This is a genomic window from Pseudocolwellia sp. AS88 (genome assembly GCF_030551755.1).
Taxonomy (GTDB): Bacteria; Pseudomonadota; Gammaproteobacteria; order Enterobacterales; family Alteromonadaceae; genus Pseudocolwellia.
Map to the genome: position 1 here is coordinate 112,850 of NZ_JAUPEC010000010.1, position 25,902 is coordinate 138,751.

The 25,902-nt window shown below is 36.9% G+C and carries 23 protein-coding genes; 8 read left to right on the forward strand and 15 right to left on the reverse strand.

The window, feature by feature from the left end; translation table 11 throughout:
• Positions 1 to 160 precede the first annotated feature (160 nt).
• The 11 genes from Q5N69_RS09325 to Q5N69_RS09375 all read right to left on the reverse strand — a co-directional run bounded on the left by Q5N69_RS09325 (position 161) and on the right by Q5N69_RS09375 (position 15,655).
• Positions 161 to 1,636, reverse strand: coding sequence for a flagellin (locus Q5N69_RS09325; RefSeq protein ID WP_304368622.1), 1,476 nt, complete (start codon positions 1,634 to 1,636; stop codon positions 161 to 163).
• Positions 1,637 to 1,799: 163 nt separating this feature from the next.
• Positions 1,800 to 3,008: a flagellar hook-associated protein FlgL gene (gene flgL / locus Q5N69_RS09330; RefSeq protein WP_304368623.1), complete on the reverse strand. Its 1,209-nt coding sequence runs from the start codon at positions 3,006 to 3,008 to the stop codon at positions 1,800 to 1,802.
• A 9-nt stretch (positions 3,009 to 3,017) separates the two neighbouring features.
• Positions 3,018 to 5,000, reverse strand: coding sequence for a flagellar hook-associated protein FlgK (flgK, locus tag Q5N69_RS09335; RefSeq protein WP_304368624.1), 1,983 nt, complete (start codon positions 4,998 to 5,000; stop codon positions 3,018 to 3,020).
• A gap of 53 nt (positions 5,001 to 5,053) precedes the next feature.
• Positions 5,054 to 6,070, reverse strand: coding sequence for a flagellar assembly peptidoglycan hydrolase FlgJ (flgJ, locus tag Q5N69_RS09340; protein WP_304368626.1), 1,017 nt, complete (start codon positions 6,068 to 6,070; stop codon positions 5,054 to 5,056).
• Between the two features lie 18 nt (positions 6,071 to 6,088).
• Complete coding sequence (locus Q5N69_RS09345; RefSeq protein ID WP_304368627.1) at positions 6,089 to 7,192, reverse strand: flagellar basal body P-ring protein FlgI; 1,104 nt, start codon at positions 7,190 to 7,192, stop codon at positions 6,089 to 6,091.
• Between the two features lie 40 nt (positions 7,193 to 7,232).
• Positions 7,233 to 7,916, reverse strand: a complete 684-nt coding sequence (gene flgH, locus Q5N69_RS09350; protein ID WP_304368628.1) for a flagellar basal body L-ring protein FlgH — start codon at positions 7,914 to 7,916, stop codon at positions 7,233 to 7,235.
• Positions 7,917 to 7,986: 70 nt separating this feature from the next.
• Complete coding sequence (gene flgG, locus Q5N69_RS09355; protein WP_304368629.1) at positions 7,987 to 8,775, reverse strand: flagellar basal-body rod protein FlgG; 789 nt, start codon at positions 8,773 to 8,775, stop codon at positions 7,987 to 7,989.
• 19 nt (positions 8,776 to 8,794) lie between these two features.
• Complete coding sequence (gene flgF, locus Q5N69_RS09360) at positions 8,795 to 9,538, reverse strand: flagellar basal-body rod protein FlgF (RefSeq protein ID WP_304368630.1); 744 nt, start codon at positions 9,536 to 9,538, stop codon at positions 8,795 to 8,797.
• A gap of 231 nt (positions 9,539 to 9,769) precedes the next feature.
• Positions 9,770 to 12,889: an efflux RND transporter permease subunit gene (locus Q5N69_RS09365; RefSeq protein ID WP_304368631.1), complete on the reverse strand. Its 3,120-nt coding sequence runs from the start codon at positions 12,887 to 12,889 to the stop codon at positions 9,770 to 9,772.
• Positions 12,889 to 13,929 carry an efflux RND transporter periplasmic adaptor subunit gene (locus tag Q5N69_RS09370; protein ID WP_304368632.1) on the reverse strand — a complete coding sequence of 347 codons (1,041 nt, stop codon included), beginning with the start codon at positions 13,927 to 13,929 and terminating at the stop codon, positions 12,889 to 12,891. The genes Q5N69_RS09365 and Q5N69_RS09370 overlap by 1 nt, the downstream gene beginning before the upstream one ends.
• Positions 13,930 to 14,491: 562 nt before the next feature.
• Positions 14,492 to 15,655: a flagella assembly protein FlgT gene (locus tag Q5N69_RS09375; RefSeq protein WP_304368633.1), complete on the reverse strand. Its 1,164-nt coding sequence runs from the start codon at positions 15,653 to 15,655 to the stop codon at positions 14,492 to 14,494.
• 332 nt (positions 15,656 to 15,987) lie between these two features.
• Here Q5N69_RS09375 and Q5N69_RS09380 point away from each other — a divergent pair, with 332 nt between their 5' ends.
• Together Q5N69_RS09380 and Q5N69_RS09385 are read left to right on the forward strand one after the other, a co-directional pair.
• A complete protein-coding gene (locus tag Q5N69_RS09380) occupies positions 15,988 to 16,644 on the forward strand; it encodes a FlgO family outer membrane protein (RefSeq protein ID WP_304368634.1) in 657 nt (218 codons plus the stop codon).
• 12 nt (positions 16,645 to 16,656) lie between these two features.
• Positions 16,657 to 17,121 carry an LPP20 family lipoprotein gene (locus tag Q5N69_RS09385; protein ID WP_304368635.1) on the forward strand — a complete coding sequence of 155 codons (465 nt, stop codon included), beginning with the start codon at positions 16,657 to 16,659 and terminating at the stop codon, positions 17,119 to 17,121.
• Positions 17,122 to 17,258: 137 nt separating this feature from the next.
• On the opposite strand, the gene flgN is transcribed toward Q5N69_RS09385, so the two are convergent.
• The 3 genes from flgN to flgA all read right to left on the reverse strand — a co-directional run bounded on the left by flgN (position 17,259) and on the right by flgA (position 18,868).
• Positions 17,259 to 17,690 (reverse strand): flagellar export chaperone FlgN, encoded by a 432-nt coding sequence (flgN, locus tag Q5N69_RS09390; RefSeq protein WP_304368636.1) that lies wholly within the window; start codon positions 17,688 to 17,690, stop codon positions 17,259 to 17,261.
• 114 nt (positions 17,691 to 17,804) lie between these two features.
• Positions 17,805 to 18,110 (reverse strand): flagellar biosynthesis anti-sigma factor FlgM, encoded by a 306-nt coding sequence (gene flgM / locus Q5N69_RS09395; protein ID WP_304368637.1) that lies wholly within the window; start codon positions 18,108 to 18,110, stop codon positions 17,805 to 17,807.
• Positions 18,111 to 18,184: 74 nt separating this feature from the next.
• Positions 18,185 to 18,868: a flagellar basal body P-ring formation chaperone FlgA gene (gene flgA, locus Q5N69_RS09400; protein WP_304368638.1), complete on the reverse strand. Its 684-nt coding sequence runs from the start codon at positions 18,866 to 18,868 to the stop codon at positions 18,185 to 18,187.
• A 171-nt stretch (positions 18,869 to 19,039) separates the two neighbouring features.
• Between flgA and Q5N69_RS09405 the strand changes: the two genes are divergently transcribed.
• From Q5N69_RS09405 to flgE, 6 genes are all read left to right on the forward strand, one after another.
• Complete coding sequence (locus Q5N69_RS09405; protein ID WP_304368639.1) at positions 19,040 to 19,972, forward strand: chemotaxis protein; 933 nt, start codon at positions 19,040 to 19,042, stop codon at positions 19,970 to 19,972.
• 29 nt (positions 19,973 to 20,001) lie between these two features.
• Positions 20,002 to 20,832: a protein-glutamate O-methyltransferase CheR gene (locus Q5N69_RS09410; RefSeq protein WP_304368640.1), complete on the forward strand. Its 831-nt coding sequence runs from the start codon at positions 20,002 to 20,004 to the stop codon at positions 20,830 to 20,832.
• 122 nt (positions 20,833 to 20,954) lie between these two features.
• Positions 20,955 to 21,353: a flagellar basal body rod protein FlgB gene (gene flgB, locus Q5N69_RS09415; protein ID WP_304368641.1), complete on the forward strand. Its 399-nt coding sequence runs from the start codon at positions 20,955 to 20,957 to the stop codon at positions 21,351 to 21,353.
• 2 nt (positions 21,354 to 21,355) lie between these two features.
• Positions 21,356 to 21,775, forward strand: coding sequence for a flagellar basal body rod protein FlgC (gene flgC / locus Q5N69_RS09420; protein WP_304368642.1), 420 nt, complete (start codon positions 21,356 to 21,358; stop codon positions 21,773 to 21,775).
• Positions 21,776 to 21,795: 20 nt separating this feature from the next.
• Positions 21,796 to 22,482 carry a flagellar hook assembly protein FlgD gene (locus Q5N69_RS09425; RefSeq protein ID WP_304368643.1) on the forward strand — a complete coding sequence of 229 codons (687 nt, stop codon included), beginning with the start codon at positions 21,796 to 21,798 and terminating at the stop codon, positions 22,480 to 22,482.
• A gap of 31 nt (positions 22,483 to 22,513) precedes the next feature.
• Positions 22,514 to 23,905, forward strand: coding sequence for a flagellar hook protein FlgE (gene flgE, locus Q5N69_RS09430; protein ID WP_304368644.1), 1,392 nt, complete (start codon positions 22,514 to 22,516; stop codon positions 23,903 to 23,905).
• A gap of 135 nt (positions 23,906 to 24,040) precedes the next feature.
• Here the strand turns inward: flgE and lysS are convergent, their stop codons facing one another.
• On the reverse strand, positions 24,041 to 25,615 hold the full coding sequence (lysS, locus tag Q5N69_RS09435; protein ID WP_304368645.1) for a lysine--tRNA ligase: 1,575 nt from the start codon (positions 25,613 to 25,615) through the stop codon (positions 24,041 to 24,043).
• Positions 25,616 to 25,902 lie beyond the last annotated feature (287 nt).

Here is a 25,902-nt window from a genome sequence, read left to right on the forward strand (position 1 = left end):
ATACATAAGATATATTTCTGAAAAAGTATGATTGATATTTTTATGATTTATAATATGAGGAGCTTCAGCTGCAAAAGTTGATCCATACCTTTATAACAAAACTTATACTTAAAAAAAAAGGTTGAAATCACTTTCAACCTTTTTGAACTAACTTAATAAGTTATCCACCAATAAGACTAATAGCCGCTTGTGGTATTTGATTCGCTTGCGCCAAAATAGACGTACCCGCTTGTTGCAATATTTGGTTCTTCGTCATATTTGCTGTTTCAACTGCAAAATCGGTATCTTGAATACGGCTACGTGATGCTGAAACATTTTCTTGAATGTTAGCCAAGTTACTAATAGTGTGACTAAAACGGTTCTGAATTGCACCTAATGTAGCTCGTTGTGCATCAATTTGCGAAATAGCGCTATCTATTACATCTAATGAGCTTTGCGCACCAGTATCTGTAGATATATCAACCTCTGAAACAAAAACAGAACCAGATACATTTGCGTTTGTGTCTCCAGCTATAGTGTCTGAAAATGCTTGTACTGAATATGATTCATTCGAGTCAAGACGAATAGTACCTGCAACTCTCGTTGAATGGTTTGCAGATGTTAAAGTTGAAGATGTAGCACCATCAGTGCCATCATAATTAAGACCAACAACATCCATATCACCTGCGCTAGTAAAATCTTCAATTGTTATATCAGAACCCATTTCGTCTGTTAAAATAATTGCATTATCGCTCGTGATAGTTGCACTAACACCTGTTGTACCAGACCTTTCATTTATCGCCGTTGCAATCGCTGAAACATCTGACTGTGATTCTGGACTAGCAGATACCACTGAACCGTTAAGTGAAAACGATAATAACCCTCCAGCAGTTAAACCTGAAAGTTTAACTTGTGTTTTAGCGTCAGCCGTTACACCTGTAGTGTCTGTTGATGAATTTACTGATGCTGCAATATCTGCAGCAGTACCATCATCTCCAACAAATATATCGACAGACTCTCCACCTTTACCTGTAATAACTAAACCTGCTGCATTACCTACAACACCATTACCCGCAGGTAATGTACCAGATGCTGCTGTAGCTTCACCTAAACCTAGCGTAGCTCCACCTATATCAAGACGTTTAGTACCAATATCGGTTGCTCTAATACTGTTTAAGCCTAATGAAATAGTTTCGTTAGCATTAGCACCCACTTGAAAAGATCGAGTTCCGAAAGAGCCGTCAAGTAACTGTGTATCACCAAAAGAAGTAGTATTTGCAATTCGGGTTAATTCTGTTTGTAATTGACCGACTTCTTTTTGTAATGCTTCTCTATCCGATGCTGAATTTGAACCATTAGCTGATTGCAATGCAAGCTCACGCATACGTTGTAATATATTAGTAGACTCTTGCATTGCACCTTCAGCGGTTTGCGCCATTGAAATACCATCGTTAGCATTTCTTTGTGCAACACCTAAACCATTTATTTGAGATGTTAAACGGTTTGAAATTTGTAAACCTGCGGCATCATCTTTGGCGCTATTAATACGCATACCTGATGATAAACGTTGCATTGAAGTGGCTAAACCTTCACCTGATTTAGTCAAGTTACGTTGTGCATTCAATGATGATGTATTTGTTACGACAGATAAAGCCATAATATAAACTCCTAATGTTTAAATAATTGCTTAAATAAATTTTATGTAATTAGAAGCTGTTACAACTATAGCCTCTTACTTTCCACGTTTATGCGGAACTAACTTTTAAAATGCAAAACACTTGCCAAAAAACATTTATTCTAAAAAAAAATGACTAAATATTTTAAATATAATTAAACAAACTCATACTTTGAATTTGTGTAAAGGTTTGCTGAGCCGCTTGTAGAGCGAGCTGTGACTGTTCAAAACCTGATATAGCTTGAGCGTAATCTAAATCTTCAATTTGGCTTCGACCTTGTTCTAAATACAGCTCTGTATCTAAATGAATGTTTTTTTGGCGATCAATTTGTTGAAGGTTTATACCTGCATCAGCTTGTTGATAGGTAATATGATTTAGTACATTATTGAATTGATTTAAAATAGTATTAAAATCAACCTGCCCTTGCTCAGTTGAAGCAACTGAACTACCTGAATTTAACCAATTAATTGAATCTTTTATGGTGTCAAAAACACTTAACTGACTTTCTGGAGTTATAGTAAATGTGTCACCCGGCAATGGATTGCCGTTTAGCTCTACTTCAATACCTTCAAAGGTAATTGTTTGCCCTGCAACATAAGGTGTTGCCGGATAAACGTCATTACCGCCAGAATCAGTAACAGTTAAAAGGTCTGGGTCTGAAAAAGTAAAGGTATAATCTTGAGGATTATTAGCGGTACTATTGTATGTATCACGATTAGTAATAGTGGCACTCGCAAGTGATACACCTGATTCATTGACTGTGTAGTTTGCTGAAAAATCACCCGTTGCATTAGCAACGTTCTGAAAAACTTCTTCACCTGATTGGTTAATTGGTATAAAAATATTTTTAGCTATTTGTAGCTCTCTAACACCATTATCACCGCCATAATTTACGGTATTGTCAGGCTCCATTGAAAAAGGCTTACTTTCCACATCATAGCCAGCATAAATATAAGTGCCGGTTTCATCTTGTGTATTGGCAATGTCTAGCATTTCATCTAAACCTTGCTGTAACTGTTGAGCGATTGAAGTTAAATCTTCATCCGAACGTGTACCATTATTAGCTTGCAGCATTAAATCACGTAATTCATTAAGTAAGTCTGTGCTACTACCAAGTAACGTATCTTGTAAGCCATTTCGACTTTCAGCTTGGGTAATATTACTTTGATAACGTTCGATAGAAGCAAGTTCTTCTTTGTAACCCGCTAAAGCGCCATAAGATACCGCATCATCTTTTGCAGTAAGTACACTTAAGCCACTTGAAATATAAGCTGACTGATCGTTTACCGTGGTTTGCTTTTGTGACATTTGCAAACCATTTTGAAAATAGAATTGTGCTGTAGAAACTCTCATAAGATACCCTTATCTTACTGCTGATAGTAATGTTTCAAAAATAGTGTTTGCGGTTGATATAATTTGAGACGCGGCTTGATAAGCTTGCTGATATTTTAATAAGTTAGCCGCTTCTTCATCGAGGTTTACACCTGATGTTGATTGGTTTCGATTATATGCTTGCGTGAATAATGCTTGAGCGGTGCTTTCTGTTAGTTCAGCTGATTTAGCTGCTGAACCTACTGTTGCTGTTGAAATACTTAAACCCTGGGTAAAGGAGTCTTTACCGTTATTAAGAATGCCTTGCTCTTGTGTTAATCCTAAAGCTAAAGAGTTTTTGTTATTACCCGTTCCAAAAGAGTCGGCAATAGAAAAAGTTTCTGGTGCTATAGCACTAGCTCCTGAAGGATTACCTTGTATTTCAATGCTGAAATCAGCAACACCTGGTGGTAATTCAACAGAAACACTACCACCTAAAACATATGAACCTGTTGCAATATCGGTGGATGTTGAAGAGTCATAAACACGATATGCGAATGAGCCTGGGGTAGTTTCATATATATCTACAGCCAGATTATTATCTATCGCGTACTGTCTAGCATCAGTTGCCCCAATTACATTACTAATTTCAACTGATGCACCGCCAATATTGGTGGTAGATGCTGTAACATCAATAGCTGAACTTGCGGCAAGACCTGAAGCCTGAGTTAATGTTACATCCATAAGCGCAGCGCTGTTATGTGTTGGCTTGATGATAAATACATCACCTGCTGCCGGAGTACCTGAATCTTCATTAAATTGAAAACCATAAGTATCAGCAGCATTGGTATTAAGTGAACCAGGAGTACCAAGATCGAGGGTTGAATTATCTTTTAGGTTGGTCATGGTGTAGTTTGTACCATCAAACTCAACCATGAATTCGTCTGTTGGTACTTTAGTAATGTCGGTGATCGTTACGCTAGCTTCAGAAGTTCCTGGATTTTTAGAAGAGGCAAATACGCGTGATTGTTCTAAAAGGGGTGTATTAATATCAGTAAAGAAGTTTTGCCCTTCTTCATTATTTAAATCTAAGCCAGAATGCTGAGCGTCATTAATTGTGCCTGATATCGCCATAGCTATTCGGTTCATTTCACTTTGGACTTCAGCTACATGCTCGTCTCTAAATTCGTACTTAGCCGCTAAAACACCGCCAACAGTTGAACCATTTAGATAAACTGCGCTATTTGGTCCTACTATGCTAAGAACCGTTTTATTAGGATCAGGATCCCCTGCTTGTACACCAACAGAAAGCGCTGTTGTTCCGGCAACTAATGTCGAGCCATTGCCGATCATCACCGTCATAACACCCAAATTGTCCACTATAGTATTTACACTGGTGTATTGGCTTAACTCGTTTACTAAGCTATCTCTAGCATCTAATAAGTCGTTCGGTTGACCTTGAACTGAGTGTTGGCTAAATAAGATTTGCTCGTTAATTTTACCTATTTCTGCAGATATATCTGAGATGTGACCGGCTATTTCAGCAATTTCACCATTGGTAGATTTAACAATTTGGTTTAAATTATCGTTTATTGAATTTAAATCATCACTCAATATTTGAGCTTGGCTGATAGCCATATTGCGTAAACCAAGATCACTTGGGTTATCGCTGATGCTATTAATTGCTTCATAGAAACTTGTAATAGATGTATTTATTGCCCCGCCAGAAAAGGTCATCATTTGGTCTAGTTGGCTTAGACCAACATTTAATGAATCGGCGTGGCTTAAGCTGGTTTGGCTTAATAATTGTTCTTTATAAGAGAATTGGTCGTATACGCGGCTAATATCTTCAATATAGGTTCCGCTACCAATAAAGTTACCACCGGCATATATACCTGTGGTTGCATTTTGCTCGGCACGTTGACGGGTATAACCTTCGGTATTTACGTTTGCGATGTTGTTACCGGTGGTGGCAAGCTGTTGCTGAGAAGCTAATAAGCCACTAACACCTGTATTATATAAATTAACACTCATAAGACCTCCTCCAGTAAAACAACATCATAAAAATTGATAGCCTAAATAATTAACTATTTATTTAGTAAACTGGATACTGTGCGTAAGGTTCCCATGATTTTCTTTGCGTAGTTAGGATCAGTCGCATAGCCAGCATCTTGTAATGTATGCAGAAACTGTTCCACATTTGATGTCTGTTCTAAGGCAGGTTTATATCTTTCGCTGGTAGATAAGAAATTAACGTAGTCGTTAACACTTTCAGCTAATGAAGAATATACACGGAAAGGCTCACGTTTTTTAATCATGGTGCCTTGTTCAAACTCTAAGGTTTCGGTTGTGGTTTTATCACCTTGCCAACGTGAATCAGCCTTGATATTAAACAAGTTATTAGAGCTTTCACCTTGGTTAGTTTTAATTATTTTTTGGCCCCAACCGGTCTCTAAAGCGGCTTGTGCAATAACCACTTCAAATGGAATATTTAACTTAGCTTCAACCTGTTTTGCTGAGGCTGTCATCGCTGAAATAAAATCTGCTGGGTTAGTAAATTCAGGTTGTAAATTGTTATTACTCGCAATGCTTTTATCGCTATCTAAAGTATTATCTTTTGACAGATATTTAGGCACTTCAATGGTGTTCTTGTCAGTAGTTTGACGATCCTCGTTGATCGTTTTGGCTAAAGGTTCTCTGATATTTTGCAAATCGAATACGTTTTTACCGCGAGCATCTAAATTACCGTCATTTCTTAGTACGCTATGTGGCGTGAAGTTTTCACTGTCTCCACCCAGTTGTCTTACGATCAATTCTGACAAACCTAAAGCACCATTGTTTGATAGCTCTAATGACATTTGTTGATCGTGCATTTGACGGTATGACTTTGAGGTTTCTGAATTGAATGGGCTGTCTGACTCTAAAACATCTTGCGCACTTCGCATACTTTTAAGCAACATTTGCATAAATATAGCTTCGAACTGCTTAGCTGCTGTTTGCAGGGCAGCTTCCTTTTCAGCTTTATCGGTTGATTTAGACTGTTGTCTAACCGAGTTTAAGCCGTTTACATCAAGGAAATTTTGCGCATCTGTTATTTTAGTCATAGTGTTATTGGCTGTTAATTAAATAACAACCAACTCCCCACGTAAGGCACCTGCTTGATCTAAAGCTTCAAGAATTGCCATAACATCACCTGGGCCAGCACCTACTTCGTTTATTGCTCTAACTAAAGTATTTAATGTAACGCCAGGATCAAACACGAACATACGGTTTTCACTTTCGTTAACATTTACAGATGAGCGTGTAGTAATAGCCGTATCACCTTCCGCAAAAGCGTCAGGTTGTGAAACGTCTTGAACTTCATTAATGGTTACTGTTATTCCACCATGGGTAATTGCTGCAGGTAATAAACGCACGTCAGAACCAATGACAATAGTGCCTGTTCTTGAGTTAACAATAATTTTGGCTGACGATCTGTCTGGTTCAAACTCTAAATTTTCAAGGGTAGATAAAAAGCTTACTCTATCAGCTAAATCACGCGGAGCACTTACTTTAACTGAAGTTGCATCAATAGCCCGTGCTGAACCTGCAATTAAGTCATTAATAGTATCTGACAACCTTTTAGCCGTAGTAAAGTCAGACTTATGCAGGTTAAAAGTAATGTGGTCACCTTGGCCAAATGGTGAAACAACTTCACGTTCAACCATAGCGCCATTAGCTATACGACCAACGGTTGGTGTATTCACCAATATTTTAGAGCCATCTAATCCGCCAGCACCTAAACCACTTACAATTAAGCTACCTTGAGCAACGGCGTATGCATTTCCATCAACGCCCATTAGAACTGTTTGCAATAAAGTACCGCCACGTAAACTTTGAGCTGACCCCATAGAAGATACGGTAACATCAATTTTCTGACCTGATTTTGCAAAAGCTTCTAGTTCTGCATGAACGGCAACAGCGGCAACATTTTTAATTTTAGGTTTTAAACTTGCCGGCATAGTAATACCAAAATTACTTAGCATGGTTTTAAAACTTTGTTCCGTAAACGGGCTTTGTTCACCTGTACCCGGTAAACCAACAACTAAACCATAACCTAAAAGTTGGTTAGATCTAACGCCAGCAACATCAGCTAAATCTTTAATACGCTGTGCATTTACTGAGTGTGTAAATAAACAGACGAAAACAAGACTTAACTTACATAATTGTTTGATTAACTGCTTCATAGTAATACCTTATTTATCGATGATTTTATAAAGCTAAGCTTTATAAAGGCCACCATGAGCTTCCGAAAAATCTAGACAACCAACCTTGCTCTTGGGCATCAGCAAAAGCACCTGTACCTGCATATTGAATACGAGCATTGGCAACTTTACTTGAGGTTATTGTGTTACTTGAACTAATGTCTTGCGCACGAATAATGCCTGTGAGGCGGATGTATTCGTCGCCATTGTTTAGTGACATCCATTTTTCACCGCGGATCATTAAGTTGCCGTTAGGTAAAACACGTAAAACGTGAACTGAAATATTACCTGTTAAACTGTTACTTTGATCTGATTTAGAATCGCCTGAAAAGTCTGAACTTTGGTTGTAGCCAAACTCTAACGAGTCACCTTTAAATGTAATTGGTGCGCCACCTAAACCAATAACTGATCCTAAAGATCCGGTATTGTCTTTACTCAATTCTGTTTTAGCATTTTTTTGTGCTTGAGTATTTTCACTCAATAAAACAGAAATAATATCGCCAACACGGTGTGCTTTAGAATCTGAGTAAATATTGTTTACGTAGTTTTCTTTAAATAAAGATCCTGTTGGTATAACTGGCTCTTCTTCCATTTCAGGTAGAATTGGAGCGAAATCAGGATCATTGGGTAATATTTTTGCCTGTTCTATACTTGCACAACCAGATAGTTGAATAAGTAAAACACTCATTAACATTAAATATTTCATGGCTCCTCTCCTCTCTATCTTTAAATAAACATGAGCACTGTATGATTGTGCTCTACAAAATCTGAAAAACTTATAATTGTTGATTGATATAACTGAGCATTTCATCAACGGCTGAAATAACTTTAGAGTTCATTTCGTAAACACGTTGGCTTTCAATTAAGTTAACAAGCTCTTCCGTTGTATTAACATTTGAGGTTTCTAAGGCACCTTGTACTATCATGCCGAAACCTTCTAACCCTGGAACACCTTGTATAGGGTCACCACTAACGGCGGTTTGCACAAACAAGTTTTGTCCAATAGGTTCTAGCCCTGTTGGGTTAATAAAGTTAACGGTATTAATTTGACCTACAACAGCAGGTTCAGGCTCACCTTGAAGGGTTACCGATACTTCACCATCTTGTGACACGGTAATAGATAATGCATCTTCAGGTATGGTAATTTGTGGCTGCATTAAATAACCTGCGCCAGGCGTTACAACATTACCTTCTTCATCCATGGTAAATTGACCATTACGGGAATAACCCGAGCTACCATCTGGCATTAATATTTCGAAAAAGCCTTCACCTTGGATCATTAAATCTAATGCGTTATCAGTGTTTAGCATATCGCCTTGGGTATGTATTTTTTGTGTGGCAACAACTTTTGTACCTGCACCTAACATTAACCCTGAAGGTAATTCAGTATCTTGCGCTGATCTACCACCTGGCTGATTAATTGTTTGATACAACAAATCTTCAAAAACCGCTCGGCTCTTTTTAAAACCAACAGTACTTGCGTTAGCTAAGTTGTTAGATATAACCGCAATTTCTTTGGTTTGTGCGTCTAAGCCAGTTTTACTGATCCATAATGCTGGATTCATAAATCACCTCAAAATTCATTTAGAAAGCGCGTAATAAAGAAGATGCACTAGAATCTACTTCTTCAGCGGTTTTCATTAGTTTCAATTGCATTTCAAATTGTCTTTGTAATGCGATCATCTCTGTCATTTCCCCGATAGGGTTTACGTTGCTAGATTCAAGCATGCCACTCATAATTTTTACGTTTACATCGGCAGCTTCAACTTGACCATCTGTTCTTCTGAATAAGCCGTCGGTACCTTTTTCAATCGCACGATTATCAGGGTTAACAAACTTAATGCGTGCCACCTCTTCTTGCGTTGTAACAGGTGCGCCTTCAGGCTGGACCATAATGGTTCCATCACGACTTATTTGAATATTTGTTACAGGTAAAGGCAGAAAAATAGGCCCTGTGTCACCAATGACTAATTCACCATCTGTGGTTTCTAATGCGCCTGTTTCTGTTAAACGTAAATGACCACCGCGCGTATAAGCTTCAGATCCATCTTTAGTTTGCACAGCTATCCAACCCGAACCTTCAACGGCAATATCTAAATCTCGACCTGTTGATTGTAAAGAACCACTGTCAAAGTTTTGGCTGGTTATTTCAGTCATAGAAAAGACACGAGAAGGCATACCTTCACCGAAAGCTTGCATAGATCTTGCCTGAGCTAGATCAGCCTTAAAGCCTGTGGTTTTAGCATTCGCTAGGTTGTTTGCATTCACAGCCAGAGCGTTCATATTTTGTTTCGCCCCACTCATGGCGATATAAAGCATTTTATCCATAACGAATCTCTATCAGTTAAATCTGATATTAGAAATGCAATTAGGGTGCCACAAAAAACAAACACTAGATAAAAGTTGATGGATAAAAGAACAAAGATGAAAGGTGTTTTACTGTAATGAGGTTACTAATAGATGACTTTTAAATAATAAATGAGAGGATTAAACACTCATCTGAAGTGAAAAAGAGGTTAAAAATATAACGTTTTCCACTTCAGAAGAGATTTTATTTAATTATGACGCTACATGCCTTTTCGCTATTTGAGATTTATTATATGAACCTCGCATAACCAACTGATATAAAGCCGGTATAGCAAACATGGTTAATGTTGAGGAAAATAATAATCCCCAAACAATAGAAGTAGCAACCGGCGACCACATTAGTGAGTGTCCACCTAAGCCAGCGGCTAATGAAAATAAACCAGCCACAGTCGTTAACGTAGTAATTAAAATAGGTAACATTCGACGTCTTGCTGCATAAAAAGTTGAATGAGTTAACGTCATACCTTTTTTGATATTTTCATTTGCCGTTGAAATTAACACGATTGAAGAATTAACGGCTATACCAGCTAATGCAACTACACCATACATGGTAAATAAACTTAAAGGATCTCTTGATACTAACAATCCTAAAATAACGCCCACAAGTGCCAGCGGAACCGTTAATAAAATCATTAAAGGCTGAAAGTAACTTTGAAACTGCGTACTTAATATTAAATACATTAAGCCAATACCAAAAAGAAATAATAAGCCCAGTGCATCTAAGCTTTCCTGAATATCATCAAGTTCACCAGTAAAGTCTAATGAAACGTTAGGGTATTCTTCTGCAACACCCGCCCAAAAATCAACAATCAGTTGGTTAGCTTCAACGGTATCGATAAGCTCTTTATCAATATCTGATTCTATGGTGATAGTACGTTTAAAGTTGTAATGCTTTAAGTTACTTTTAACTTGTATGGTTTCAACATGAACTAAATCTCTTAATTCAATATTGGTACCTGAACTTGTAGGTACGGTAAGTTGTAATAGTGCATCTATGTTGTCAAATTCATTTAACGCTGCAGCAGTCGATTTAACACGTAATGCAATTCGGTCACCTTCGTTCTGCACATAACTCACTATTTCACCATCAACCAACATTTTTACTGAACGTTGTACATCTGTAGGCGAAACACCTAAGCGGTTAATCGCATCGTTATTCAAGGTAAGCTGTAAACCAAAACGACCTTTATCATCGTCATCACTTAAGTCGGTATAACGAGAGTCTTTCTTTAAAAAAGTCATTATCGAATCAGTGGCTAAGCGCAACTCTTGGTAGTTATCGCCTCTAACTTTTACGCTTACTGCTCTGCTAGTTGGCGGCCCACCTGATAATTTTAAAAATGAGATATTAGTAGGACCAACCACCTCAGACAAAGCGGTTCGAGTATGTTCGATAAGTTCTTCAACCGTTCTCATATCACCTTTTTGAGGATTAAGAGACACTAGAGTTTGACCTAAATGATCACCAAACACAGGCGCTTCGTCAGTAAAGGTTTGTCCTGCATAGCTTACTACCGAGCGCACCTCGTCATCTTCCAACCCTTGGCGAGCGATTATTTCTATTTCTTGAGTTTTTTTCATGGTGGCTTGCAGTGAGCTAGTCGCTGGCATTTCCACATTGATGTAGAACAAACGTACGGTATCAGCAGCAAAGAAGTCCGTTTTAACCAAGCCTGCAAGTAATGAAACTCCGGCAAAAACTAACATTAACAACATACCCGCTAATGTCTTTTTAGGGTTTCGCATCACTTTAATCAAACCAAAACCGTATTTAACTTTGAGCTTTCTGATGGTTTTTTGTCGAAATTCATCGATTTTACTAGGCTTGTCAAAATTAACTTTTGCAGCAAGGATATGGCCGGGCAACATCCAATAAGCTTCAACTAAACTAAAAGCTAAAGCGACAGTAACTACTAACGGGATAACCATCATAAATTGCCCAATAAACCCAGGAAGTAACATAAGGGGTAAAAATGCTGCCATGGTTGTTAGTACTGAAGCGGTTACCGGTTTAATTACGCTTTGTAATCCGCCCCAAGCCGCATCTATGCCTCTTTTACCTTGACGTAAGCGATGATAAATAGCCTCAACCACGACAACGGCATCATCTACTAGCATACCTAAAGCAATAACAATGGCTAACAATACAGAGGTATTAAGGGTTTGATCTAAAAGCTTAAGAACAATAAATGTTCCCGCTAATGTGAATGGAATTCCGATGGTAACTAAAGCACTGACTCGAGCGCCTAAAAAGAACCAAGTAACTAATAACACAAACAACAAACCATAAATTGCGTTGGTTTGCATAATGTTTAACGCATTTTTAGTAATTTGGGTTTGGTCGTCCACTAAGGTGAATTGAACACCAAGTGCACCACTTACTTTATTTTTCTCTTCAATAAAAGTTTCAATTCTCTCTACTAGCTCTAAAGTATTACTACTTTCTTGTTTCATTACTGAAAAGAGTACTGCAGGCTGACCTTGAAAACTGACAATTCTGTCAGCTTTAGCACGAGCTCTTACAACTTGAGCAACATCAGTTAATCGTAATTCGGTAGCCATTCCATCTACTGTTAAAATAGGTAATTGCGCCAATACTTCAGGATCAGTTGTTGTGCCTTGAACTCTAACTAACCATTGGTCTTGGGCAATGCGGGCAGTACCGGCTGAAATGTCAGTGAAAAATGTGCGTATCGAATTAGCGATGATTACAGGTGAAATACCTAAATGTTGAATTTTGTCTAACTCGAAACGTATTTGTATTTCTGGCTCTCGCAAACCTGTAGCATCAACTCGGTCTACTCCTGCAATACGAGCTAAATCTTTTTCTAAAGCACGGGCTTGTCGCCTTAAGTTTTCATCATCAGCTAAACCTGAAACAACAACCGTTGCAGAAGGAAAAGCATTGGCTTTGGTTATTTCAAATATTCTAGGTCTTTCTGCCTCTTCAGGCATTTGATCTTCTACGTTACTTATTTCACGACGTAAATCTGCCACACGTTTATCAAACTTTCTGTCGTCCATTTCATGAAAACGAACTAAAATACTTGATATAGCTTCTCTGCTAGTACTTGATACAAATTTTATGTCTTGAACTTTTTCTACTGACTCTTCAATAACATCAGTAATTTTTTGTTCTACATCTCTTGCTGAAGCTCCAGGTAAAAATGTAGTAATTTGCATCCAGTTAAAGTTAACTGTTGGATCTTGCTCTCTCGGTAATTGGTTATAAACAATAAATCCTACAACCAAGATCAAAACAAAAACTAGATTTGTAAGTACATGATTTTGAATTAAGTTACGCAACCACATTATGATTTACCACTCGTTGCTATAGCTTTATTGTTTGAGGTAATTAGTTTTACAGCATCTCTATCTTTAAGTGCTTGGTAGCCTTCCGTAATAATTTGAGTTGATGCTGGTAAGTCATAGGCAATAGGTCGGCCTTCTTCTGCTGACTCAACAGTAACAAATTTAGCTTTTTTATTTTCAACAATAAAATAGCCACTTATTCCATTTCGCTTCTGAAGTAAATAAGCCGGTAAATAAGGTAGTGGGCTTTTCCAGCGTAAGCGCCCTGTTTCTCCAGCTACAGCTTGTTTATCTACAAACAAAAAACGAGCTTCACGACTACGTGCATTATCTTCTATTAGGGGTAAATAGGCGCGCAAAGTTACGGTATAAAGTTCGTCGTTAATATCTAAAGTATAAAGTGTGGCTTGATGAAAACTTTCTTCGTCACTTGATGCTATTTTTGCAGAAACTTCCAAGAGCTTATCTTCAATAAGTTCTACAAGAGGATTCCCAAAATTAATCATTTCTCCCAAATTGGCGATGCGCTTTGTTACAACGCCATCGAAAGGTGCTTTAATGTTACAACGTTCAACATTTAATAAGGCATTATCTACAGCAGCTTTTTTAGCTTGTAATAAGCCTCTGGTATTTTCGACTACATTATTTAAACGATCTAATTCTGCTTCACCAATGTTTTTCTGTTTTAAAAGACTACGTCCTCTAACTAGCTCTCGCTTATTAAATAATAACTCTGAGTAAAGTTGATTGTACTGGGCTGATTCAGAATGATGATTAAAAGTATTAACTTGGCAGTCTAAAGTGGCAAGTATTTCACCTTTTATAACTTCATCACCCACATTTACCAATAACTTAGTTACAACACCCGATGTTTGCGCAGGTATAACACTGTGATTTAAGGCAATAACGAGTGCAGGTGAACTTCGCGTAGGATGCAAAAGTAGATCACTCGCTTCTTCAGATATAACAAAAGTGTCGGCATGACTAAATTGAGAAGCAAAAATAAAAGTGATTGAAATCAATGAAGAAAAGAATTTCATATTATTCCTTGTGCTATTTTTATTAGTTTATTATTAGTATAGGTACTATGACTCAGTGTACCTTGAGTAAATCTTTGGTCAATCAATTAACTATATCGGCATATCATTAGAATAGATGACTTTTTATTTTTAAGTAACCTCAACTCGGGTTAATAGATTTAATAACTCGTTGATTTATTAAAGTATCTTTTAGCTTTATCAAGATTAAGAACATAAAAAGCCTTAATTCTCTCTCAATGATGAAATTTATGTGATTATCTAGGCATTTTTATATACCAATAGCTCGCTATTGGCCGTAAAAATACGGTTTTTTTATTCCTGATAAAAACCAAGTACCTGCATTCATGCAGGCAACGCAGATAAACGCTTAAATAGCATTATTGAGTAAAATAACTTAACCCGAGCTGAGGTTAAGTAATGGATGTGTTGATAAATTAGAGTGTTTAACAATAATAATTTAGTGAGTAGAGAATAATTAGATAGTTAGATCACACACAATGGGCACTAAGTTATGGTGGGATAAAGCCACTAGCTAAAAATAACTAGCGGCATCCACAATAAATCAATACCTAACAGCAATATCGTTTATTTGTATATTACCTAAGAGGTTTTTGTTCTGAGTGATAGCTCTAGCGCTTTCTTTTGAAGTACTTATCACTTTAACTTTATATGGGCTGATATTAAAACCTGAATAAGTTTTGCCAGAGTCATTGATAAAGTTATTTGCATGTAATAATGAAAACTCATCTCCCACTTTTACACCTTGGTTTTCACCTAAATTAAATAAGATAGTGTCGCCATCAACTTTAACAATTCTGCCGCGAGTAGGTTCGCACATCATATTCTCGTCGATATCGCTGATCATGGTTTCAAGTGTATTATTTATCATTTGGCCATATTCACTCAGCCAAAAAGTATTACTAGTAATATCTACACTGTCTCTTTTATCAAAAGTCCAAGGAGCTTTATTTTGATATTGTTTATCGAGCACAAGCTCACCATTACTTCCGTTATATATGTATAAGTTCATGTGGAAATTACGATCTAAATGATCTTTCTGCCAAAACTTTAGCTCGCTATTTGTTCGTCCAGTTAAAGACAAATCAGGTATTTCAGCAAACATAATAAATTGTGTGTCAGTGTGGTCTGATAATGACATGGTTAAGTTTTTTATTTTTTCATACTGCATGCTGTTATTTAAACGCGAAAAACTAGATCTATTTTTTATGGCGAGCTTAGTATCTAAATAATAGCCTTCCTTATTAATTTTACCTGCAAGTTTACGCATAACTTCAGTGTCTAACTTATATACTTGCCCTACGCTTGCATGCTCTCGATGAATAATATTACTACGAGTTAATAAAACAGATTTACGGTAATCAGCTGAAAAACATTGTTTGTCTTGCGGGAAGATGTCAGCTCGTATTAGTACAGTCACCATATCGTTACTGTACGTTTCTTCAATAAGCTCGAATGAATTAACGGTTCCGGAAGCGCGAATACTAATTTGGTCTTGGGTGAGTACGCCGTTAATCACTTGTTGAACACTAGATACTGATGCGCCAGCTACTAATAAAGCACGTTTAAGTGCATTTTCCATAGCCTTTACACGGGCAGCCTCACTATCGCCATTAGCTACATGTGCTTGACCTTGGGTTTCATACCACTGTGTGAAAGCCGAAAAGCTAGTTAACATAAAGCTTAACAGTAATAAGGATATACGCATTTTGGTTCCTACTCTATTAGGGAAGTTTATCCATGCAGTAAATTAAATAAGTAACTACACTGAATATAGCTATGGCTAAATGTTATTAAACTTATTTCGCTAAGTTATGGATTTTTACTTTAATAATATCCTAGCGATTAAGAAATGCTGCAAGCCAATTAATATAAAAATATAGTTTTGATGTATGCACATTTTATGCCCAGTGTTTTATTTTAAAGCCTTTATTGTTAATTGAATGATTAAATTGACGGAACTCGAGATAATTTATTTTATATTGGCTTGAATTATGCTTTGTTTTTGTCAGAAGTATTGATTCAACAGAGGGATACATAATGAAAAAGTGGCTTATTCTATTACTGTTACCGACTTTTTTGTCGTGTACGAGTAATAATAACAACAAAGAAGAAGATTTTTATAAACTTACCCAAGTAGATAAAAGTGAAATTGATAGTTTCGCACTTCCTAAGCATGCTATTAATGACGTGGTTAAAGGTTTAGCGTATCAAATGATAGAGAGTAGCTCTTTCGTAAACCCTAAAACTCCTATAGCAATTGCTTCTTTTGTTAATTTAAAAGATCTAGAATCTACTAATTGGCTAGGTAATCAGCTATCTGAAAGCTTTATTCATGAGCTTCAACGCCATGGGCTTATTGTTGTAGACTTTAAAACAACAGGTCATATCCGTGTAACTCCAGATGGCGATTATGCCTTTACTAGAGATTGGAAAGAGTTACCTGAACGCCAGATAATTGACTATGTTGTGACAGGAACCATGATGGAGCAAGATGGTGGCGTTATGGTTAATGCACGTATGATAGGCATGCAGTCTAGAGTTGTTGTAGCTAGCGCGCAGTCTTTCATTCCTTCGTGGGTTATTGGCGAAAAGCTAAACCATAACGATGAAATGGTTAATATGAAAGACGGTTTAATTATTCGCGACAGTAGTTTGTTGGAATCTGATAAAAGAGCTGTTGAAATTCAACAATAACAGGAGATGACGATGCATAAGCCTTATATTACGTTATTCTTTAGTGCTTTATTACTATGTTTAAGTAGTTGCTCTATGGTGTTTGATAAACATGTAGAATGGCAAAAATCTAAACCTGAAAGTTTCCCTGTTTTATATGCTATTGGGCAAGCGCCTATCAGCCTGCAAAAGTCTGAACATAAAACTCAACGTATGCTTATGGCAATAAATGCCTCTAAGCTTGCCGCTTATGCGGAATTAGCGGAACAAGTTTACGGACAACAAATTGATGGTAGAACAAGTATGTCTAACTTACTTATTAATAACCAACAATTGGATGCATCAATTAAAGGGATCATTCGTGGTGCTAAAGTTATGAAAAGTTATCCTGTTGGAGATACTTATACTACTGAACTGAGCCTTGATTTCAAAGACGTTTATGAGTTATACGTTGCTTCTACAAGCGGTAATACGATTAAAGAAGTAAAATATTATTAACTGAACTAGGGATAAGTTCGGTGCTAGTTGTTATTAATTCCCTCCCTCTTACAAACAAAAAAACCTGCTTCTTTAGCAGGTTTTTTTGTTTATTATAAAACACGTTAAGTCACATATTTTAATTTAATTATTAAGAGTTAGGCCTTTAAATCTAAACTACTTAAACCACCACTGGTTTTACCTTTGTTATCATAGGTAAGTGTTGATCTTGTATGATTTTCTAACAGAGTAGTTCGCATACGTTCTACGGATAGTTGTGATTTGTGAATAATTTCACCATTAACTTGGTTCGAATTTTTACAAGTAAGAAGGTTGTTTTCTATTTCTTTGAGTTCTTCGCTATATTTGCCATTTTTTTTATCTTGAATAAATTGAGCATCGTTTGCTAAGAGTTGATCTGTTGAATCTATTTTTATCAGCAACTCATTTTTTAACTTGTTAATGGCAATAAGCTTGTCAGGGCTGTGCTGCTTAAGAATTTCATATTCATCTTTCAATAAATGCTCTAATTCAATAAGCTGATTATTTTGTTGTGTTAATAGTTCTAAAGCATTCGTTACGTCTGTCACAGCTTAACCACCTATAAATAATAATGGGATAAGATTATGTGATTGACGAAATATGAGTAGTTAACCTAAATATATGTTAATTGGTTACTACTATTTATTTTGAATCTTCAATCACTAATCAATACTAAATTCAAAGTCTGCAATGCTTGCTGCAAGCTTTTCAGGATCAATTTTATATTCACCTGATGCAATTGCAGTTTTTAATTGCTCAATCTTTTTTTGATCTACTACAGGCGCGTCAGCTGCTTTCTTCTGTAGCTCAGACAATTGTTGTGCCTGAGGCGTTAGTGACACAGAATCTTGACGAGCAGCTTTAGTATTAACTGTATCTGCCGCAACTTGTTGCTTAACCTGTGTCTGTTGATCTGTATTTTGCTTTACTTGACTTGTACTATTCAAGTTATTGATATTAATAGCCATAATAAATTCCTGATAACAACATGTTATAATCTCAGCCTTTATATCGGCACAGTGTTATTTTTCTTTAGAATAAATTATAAATTAATTCTAACTTGATTCACAGCTTCCACTCTAGCATTTATCGTTCTACCTGACTTGCTATTTCTTATTTGAACTTCTTCGCCTTTACTGCCATCAGTTAGCGCCACACCTGCTGTTTTAATAGTAAAACCTTCTGATTTTGCAATAATAGTTACTGACTCGCCTTCACAAACTAGACAAACATTACGTGGCGACACGATAGCTCCTTTCGATAATCGACGTTTAAGTCGACCACCAGAAATTTGGCCAACATTATCTATAGTTTCCCCTCGAATACTATTTACATCTGTATATTGTGTAATGGTATTCGTTTGATCAATAACAGTCCCTTTGGCTAAAACATTTTGTGTGACTAACACTAAAATCTCTTGGCTAATTTTTACAGGTATGTACATTTGCCAAGGCGTTAAGCCTTCACAATAAATTTTAACATTGATGTTCCTACCATTATGGTTTTCAGGTATATTCGCTTGAAGTGGTGCATCACAAGGTTTGATTGTAACTCGAGGATCTATCTCTGGTAACTTGATCTCTAATTTCCCATCACGTGGTGAGTCGATATTATTTTTAACAAATAACTCAACAAATTTAATTAGATTGTCTTTATCTATCGTGTTACCTGCACTCTGAAACGGTATGAGTGAAGAAATAAAGAACAAAATTGGCAATATTTTCATATAAATCATAAATATTGTTTTCTTTTTTTAAGTAAATAAAAATAGTCGTCTATGCTTAGAGTAATACAAGTGTGTAAATTAATGTCAAATAGTCGGCACTAACTTTACTATACTAAGGTACCATCAAGAATTGTGCCTAAGTAGATTAGCACAACACAATATGAGGTTTTTATGGCAAGTATTCTAGATTCGGTCAATCAACGAACTCAATTAGTAGGTCAAAATAGACTTGAGTTATTGTTATTTAAATTAGTTGGCCGCCAACGTTTTGGTATTAACGTATTTAAAGTAAGAGAAGTTTTACAGTGCCCTAGATTAACACCTATGCCAAAACAAGATAGGTTTATTAAAGGTATTGCTCATATTCGTGGACAAACCATTTCAGTGATAGATTTGAGTAAAGCTACAGGTGGTCCAGCCATCGAGCAAACAGAAAATTCTTTTATTATCATTGCTGAATACAACCGAAGTGTTCAAGGTTTTTTAGTTGCTAGTGTTGAAAGGATCACAACTCTAAGTTGGAAAGATGTTATGCCACCACCAGAAGGTGCGGGTAAATCAAGTTACTTAACTGCGGTTACAGAAATAGATAATGAAATGGTATCTATTTTAGATGTAGAAAAAATATTAAATGAAATCAGCCCTGTTTCTACTGAGCTAAGTGAAGGCGTTGCTGATGGCACTGTTGGTGAACAAGTGGGTGATAAACTTGTGATGATTACTGATGATTCAACAGTGGCTCGTAATCAAGTTAAGCGTGCACTTGAGCCTTTAGGACTTAATGTTATTTTAGCGAAAAATGGACAAGATGCTTTAGACCAATTACTTGAAATAGCGGGAACATGTGATCAAAGTATCACAGAGAAAGTTGCCTTAATGATCTCAGATATTGAGATGCCAGAAATGGATGGTTATACCCTTACCGCCGAAGTTAAAGCATCAGAAAAAATGCGTGCCTTGCCTATTATTTTGCATACGTCATTAAGTGGTGTTTTTAATAATGCTATGGTTGAAAAAGTAGGTGCTGATGACTTTATCCCTAAATTCCACCCTGACGAATTAGCGACAGCGGTCAAAAAATGGTTAAAGATTAATGATGAATAAATCTTCACTTTATAAAAAGGAAAGTATACGTGCCAAATAGGCTACTTGATGAGAGAAACTATTTTGAGTTTAGAACATTTCTAGAACTGCAATGTGGCATTGTTTTAGGTGAAAATAAACAATATTTAGTTAAAAGTCGATTATCACCTCTGCTTTCAACATTTAAAATTGATGATTTAACGACCCTAGTAAAACAAACTCAAAATCCTGCTGAGCGGCAGCTTCGTGCTGCTGTTATAGATGCGATGACGACAAATGAAACTTTATGGTTTCGTGACGACTACCCTTTTGAGCTATTTAAAAATAAGCTATTACCTGAACTAGCGGAACGTAGTTCATCTTTAAAAGTATGGTCTGCAGCCAGTTCATCAGGACAAGAGCCTTATTCTATTGCTATGGCAGTACAAGAGTTTTTACAAACAAATAGTAAAGCCTTCCCTCGAGGTGTCCAAATTACAGGTACTGACATATCTACAACTATGTTAGATCACTGTAAGGCTGGTTATTATGACAGCTTAGCACTGTCTCGAGGCCTATCTGATGAACGTAAACGAAAATTCTTTGTTCCGCGCGATAAAGGCATGTGGCAGGTAAACGATGCAACCAAAAAAATGGTTAATTTTAGACAATTAAATTTACTTAATAGCTATAGTTTAATGGGTAAATTTGATCTAGTGTTTTGCCGCAATGTACTTATTTACTTTTCACCTGAAATAAAAACGAAAATAATCGCTCAAATACATAGCGTTTTAAACCCTAATGGTTATTTATTTTTAGGCGCTTCAGAATCTATATCAGGTCTTTCGCAGGACTTTTCTATGGTTCGATGCAACCCAGGAATAGTTTATAAAAAGCTCTAACCAACCAATAACTCCTTATAGAACAAGTAAGTACAACTCCCCTTTCTAAAGCCCATAATATTGACACTTTTGCTTGGCATAATACTTGAATATGTCAGTTTAATTACAAAAGAGGTGATGTTATGGCTATTAGTTTTGACAAAGCATTTGGAATACATCCTGAAAGTTTAGCGCTTCGCTCTAAACAAGCGGAAGTTGTTGCCGGCAATATTGCGAACGCAGATACGCCTGGTTATAAGGCTAAAGGGATGGATTTCGAAAAAATGCTTTCCCAAGCGGCACAAAAACAGCAAACAGGTATGTCTCGTACCCATGAAAAACATCTAGACGTTAGTATACCAGCTAGCAGTGGATTAGAATTTCGCATGCCAAATCAACCAGATACAGGTGATGGTAACACAGTCGATGTACAGTTGGAACGAAACTTGTATCTAGATAATTCAATGCGATATCAAGCTAGCTTACAATTCCTTACTGGAAAAATTCAAGGCTTGAAAAAAGCAATAACTGGAGCGCAATAATCATGAGTCTATTTAACGTGTTTAACATAAGTGGTACGGGCATGAGCGCTCAGTCAGTACGTTTAAATACTACAGCAAGTAACATTGCTAACGCAGACAGCGTAAGTAGTAGCATTGATGAAACGTATAGAGCTAGACATCCAGTTTTTGCCGCAGAGATGCAGAAAGCTGCCGCAGGGCAAGAAAGCTCAGTTGGTGTTCAAGTTTTAGGTGTAGTTGAAAGTAACAAACCTTTAAACGTTGAATACTCTCCTGAACATCCTATGGCAGATAAAGACGGCTATATTTATAAGCCCAATGTTAATGTAATTGAAGAGATGACCAACATGATTTCAGCATCACGTTCATATCAAACGAATGTGCAATTAGCTGAATCAGCTAAAAATATGTTGAATAAGACATTAACGTTAGGTCAACGCTAATTACTTTTTAGGAGTAGCAAATGACAACAGTAACTGCTGGTACGGCGCTAGATTCTTTACGCTGGCAACAAGAGGAGTATACGGAAGCTGATAATAGCAACGGTATGCTTACGCAAGAAGACTTTTTTTCATTGCTTACTGCTGAATTAGCACACCAAGACCCGACAGAGCCGACAGATAATAATGAGATGATATCTCAAATGACGGCATTCTCGACTACTGATGGTGTTGCAACTTTAAATGAACAATTTACTTCATTTGCTTCAACCATGTCTTCAAGCCAAGCATTACAAGCCTCATCGCTTGTTGGTCGAAGCGTATTAGTTGATGACAATGTATTTGGTATGACTGAAGGCGATGAAGTTATTGGCAAAATTGTTACTGACGAAAATGCCAGCAATATTAACATCTACGTTGAAAATACTGCGGGCGAAATCATTCAAACGGTTGCTGTAGGTGATATGGCAGCTGGGGAAGCAAGTTTTACATGGAATGGATTAGACGGTAATGGAGATCCTGCGCCAACAGGTGCATATCGTTTCAGAGTGGCAGGACTAGTAGATGGTCAAGCATCAGAACTTCAAGCGATGACCTATCGGAAAGTTGATAGTGTAACTCTAGCAGGTGCTGGTGGCGATATCGTTTTAAATCTCAATGGTGGTACTTCGATGGCGTTACAAGACGTTGTTGAAGTTTCTGAAGGTTAACAACCAACAAATTAATTTATAAGGTGGATATATGTCTTTTAATATCGCATTAAGCGGCTTAAACGCAGCTCAGAAAGATCTGGATGTTACTTCTAATAACATTGCTAACGTTAGTACTGTAGGTTTTAAAGAGTCGCGAGCAGAATTTGTTGATGTTTACGCTTCATCATTGCTTGCTGCTGGTAATACAAAAGTAGGTGATGGTGTACTCACTTCAGATGTTGCCCAACAATTTCAACAAGGTAGTATTCAGTTTACTGAAAATGCTTTAGATTTAGCGATTACAGGGAATGGTTTTTTTGCTGTTGTACCTGAATTAAATAGCTTAGAGTTTTCATACACTAGAGCAGGCCAATTTAAGTTAAATGATGATAACTTTATCGTTAACTCTGCCGGTCAACATTTACTAGGTTTTCCAGTAAATACCGATGGTAGTTCTTCTTCTGTAAGCTTAAGTACCTCAGAACCGATTCAAATACCTACAGCGTCCGGCGCCCCTGAATTAACAACTGAGGTTGATGTGCGAATGAACTTGCCTGCCGGTGATTCGATAATTACAGGTTCACCTGGTACTTTCGATTTAACAGATCCATTAACCTATAACCATTCAACATCGGTAACTGTTTTTGATTCGTTGGGTGATAGTCATATCATGACTTATTACTTCATTAAAGAAGACCCTATTGCTGCTGTTGCTGCAGACCCTTCTGCGACTCCTCCTGTTGCAGCCCAATCGGCTTCAAATCCTTGGTTGGTTCTTGCAGCAGTGGATAACCAACAAATTAGCTTAAATGATGAAACTGGAGCCCCTAGTACTGTTAATGTAAATACTGGTTTTACAGGTGCTAGATTAAGTTTTAACTCAAGTGGTGACTTTATTTCTCAAGAGCCTGCAGGTGGTTTTCAAACTGCAGCTTTAGGTGCATCTATATTAACAAATGGCTCTGATGAATCTCAAACGATTATAATTGACTTTAATTTAGATACAGCAGGTGTTAACAGCAATGAACCTACTCAGTTTGCTTCAGGTTTTGAAGTAACATCATTAGAGCAAAATGGTTTACCTGTAGGTCGACTTACAGGTCTAGATATTGGCCCTGATGGTTTAGTTCAAGCGACATACAGTAATGGTACTTCTCAAGCTCTCGCTCGTGTTGCGATGGTAAGCTTTGCGAATAACCAAGGTTTAACACAAGACGGTGGGACTAGTTGGAAAGAGAGTATTTTATCGGGTGAAGCATTAGCGGGTGAAGCTGGTGTAGGTACTTACGGTACAATTAATTCGTCTGCGTTAGAGCAATCAAATGTTAACTTAACAACTGAGTTGATTGATTTGATTTCAGCGCAACGTAACTTCCAAGCGAACTCAAGATCGTTAGAAGTAGATAACCAGTTGAACCAAACAATCTTACAAATTAGATAATCGATAACATCAATAACCTAAGCAATCCCGTCAAGATTAAATAGGTTATGCAAATATTCTAGTGACATAGGTCTTATAATTACCCAATAAAAAATCCGCTAAATAGCGGATTTTTTGTTACTTGCTCTAAGCTAATTATTCAGCTTCTGGACGCATATGCGGAAACAAGATAACGTCTTTAATCGTTGGTGAGTCAGTAAATAACATTACCAGACGATCAATACCAATACCTTCACCAGCTGTTGGAGGCATACCGTACTCTAATGCATTGATATAATCAGCATCATAGTGCATCGCTTCATCATCACCGGCATCTTTCTCTGTTACTTGTTTTTGGAAACGTTCAGCTTGGTCTTCTGCATCATTAAGCTCTGAGAAACCATTAGCAAGTTCACGACCACCAACAAAAAATTCAAAACGATCGGTAATAAATGGATTTTCATCGTTACGACGAGCTAGTGGTGAAACTTCCCATGGGTATTCAGTGATGAATGTTGGTTGATCTAATAAATGCTCAGCAACTTCTTCAAAAATTTCACAGATATATTTACCAGGTCCCCAAACTTTAGCTGCATCGCCTTCTTTTACGCCAACAGCTTTTGCCATAGCTTTAATTGCATCAAAGTTATTTTCAGGGTCACGTAAAGCAGCTTCATCAAGTTGGTCAGCACCACGATGATTTTTACCATATTGTAAAATAGCATCAACCATTGATAAACGAGCAAACGGCTTGCCAAGATCATAGAACTTTTCTTCTACTACTTCGCCTTCAGCATTTTTAACAGTATTACGAATAGTGGTAGTACCTAATACATCTTGTGCAATAGTGCGTAACATTTCTTCAGTAGTATTCATTAGGTCATGGTAATCAGCATATGCTTGGTAGAATTCAATCATAGTGAATTCAGGGTTATGACGTGTTGAAATACCTTCGTTACGGAAGCTACGGTTAATTTCGAAAACACGATCAAAACCACCTACCACTAAACGCTTTAAGTTAAGCTCAGGCGCTATACGTAAATACATATCAAGATCAAAAGTATTATGATGCGTCATAAAAGGTTTAGCAGTAGCGCCACCTGGTATTATTTGCAACATAGGTGTTTCCACTTCCATAAAGTCACGTTGCTCTAAGAAGTTACGAATACCAGAAACAATTTTTGAACGAATTTTAAAGGTATTACGCGTATCTTCGTTGATAATTAAATCAACGTAACGCTGACGATACTTGGTTTCTTGATCTGATAAACCGTGGAATTTTTCAGGTAAAGGACGTAGTGATTTAGTGAGTAATGAATACTCATCCATATTCACATAAAGATCACCTTTACCTGATTTATGTAAAATACCTTTAATACCAACGATATCACCAATATCTAATGAGCCCCACTTTTCACGTATCTCTTTTTGTACGGTCTTTTCAGCATAACCTTGAATGCGACCTGATGAGTCTTGGATAACTAAAAATGGTCCACGCTTTGCCATAACACGACCAGCAATAGCATAAGTTACTTGTAATGCTTCAAGTTCTTCTTTAGATTTTTCACCATGCTCAGCTTGAATATCGGCAGCTAAATGTTCACGGTTAAAATCATTTGGAAAACCATTCGCAGAACTATTAGAGCGAATCTTTTCAAGTTTTACGCGGCGCTCAGCAATGAGTTTATTTTCATCTTGTGCTGCGGCTGTATTATTGGCTTTATCTGTCATTTTATTTCTCAAAGTTATCTTTAATTTTGCAATGGGTTGAAAGAGTTAATAAGTATTTATAAACCTGACTTTAGGTTGGCTTCTAAAAACTTATCTAAATCTCCATCTAATACGGCTTGCTTGTTTTCTATAAGTTCTATTTTCAATATGTTGAAAACAGTTTACAAACCAGACTTTAAGCTGGCTTCTAAAAATCTATCTAAATCGCCGTCTAATACGGCTTGCTTGTTTTCTATAAGTTCTATTTTCAATATGTTGAAAACAGTTTACAAACCAGACTTTAAGCT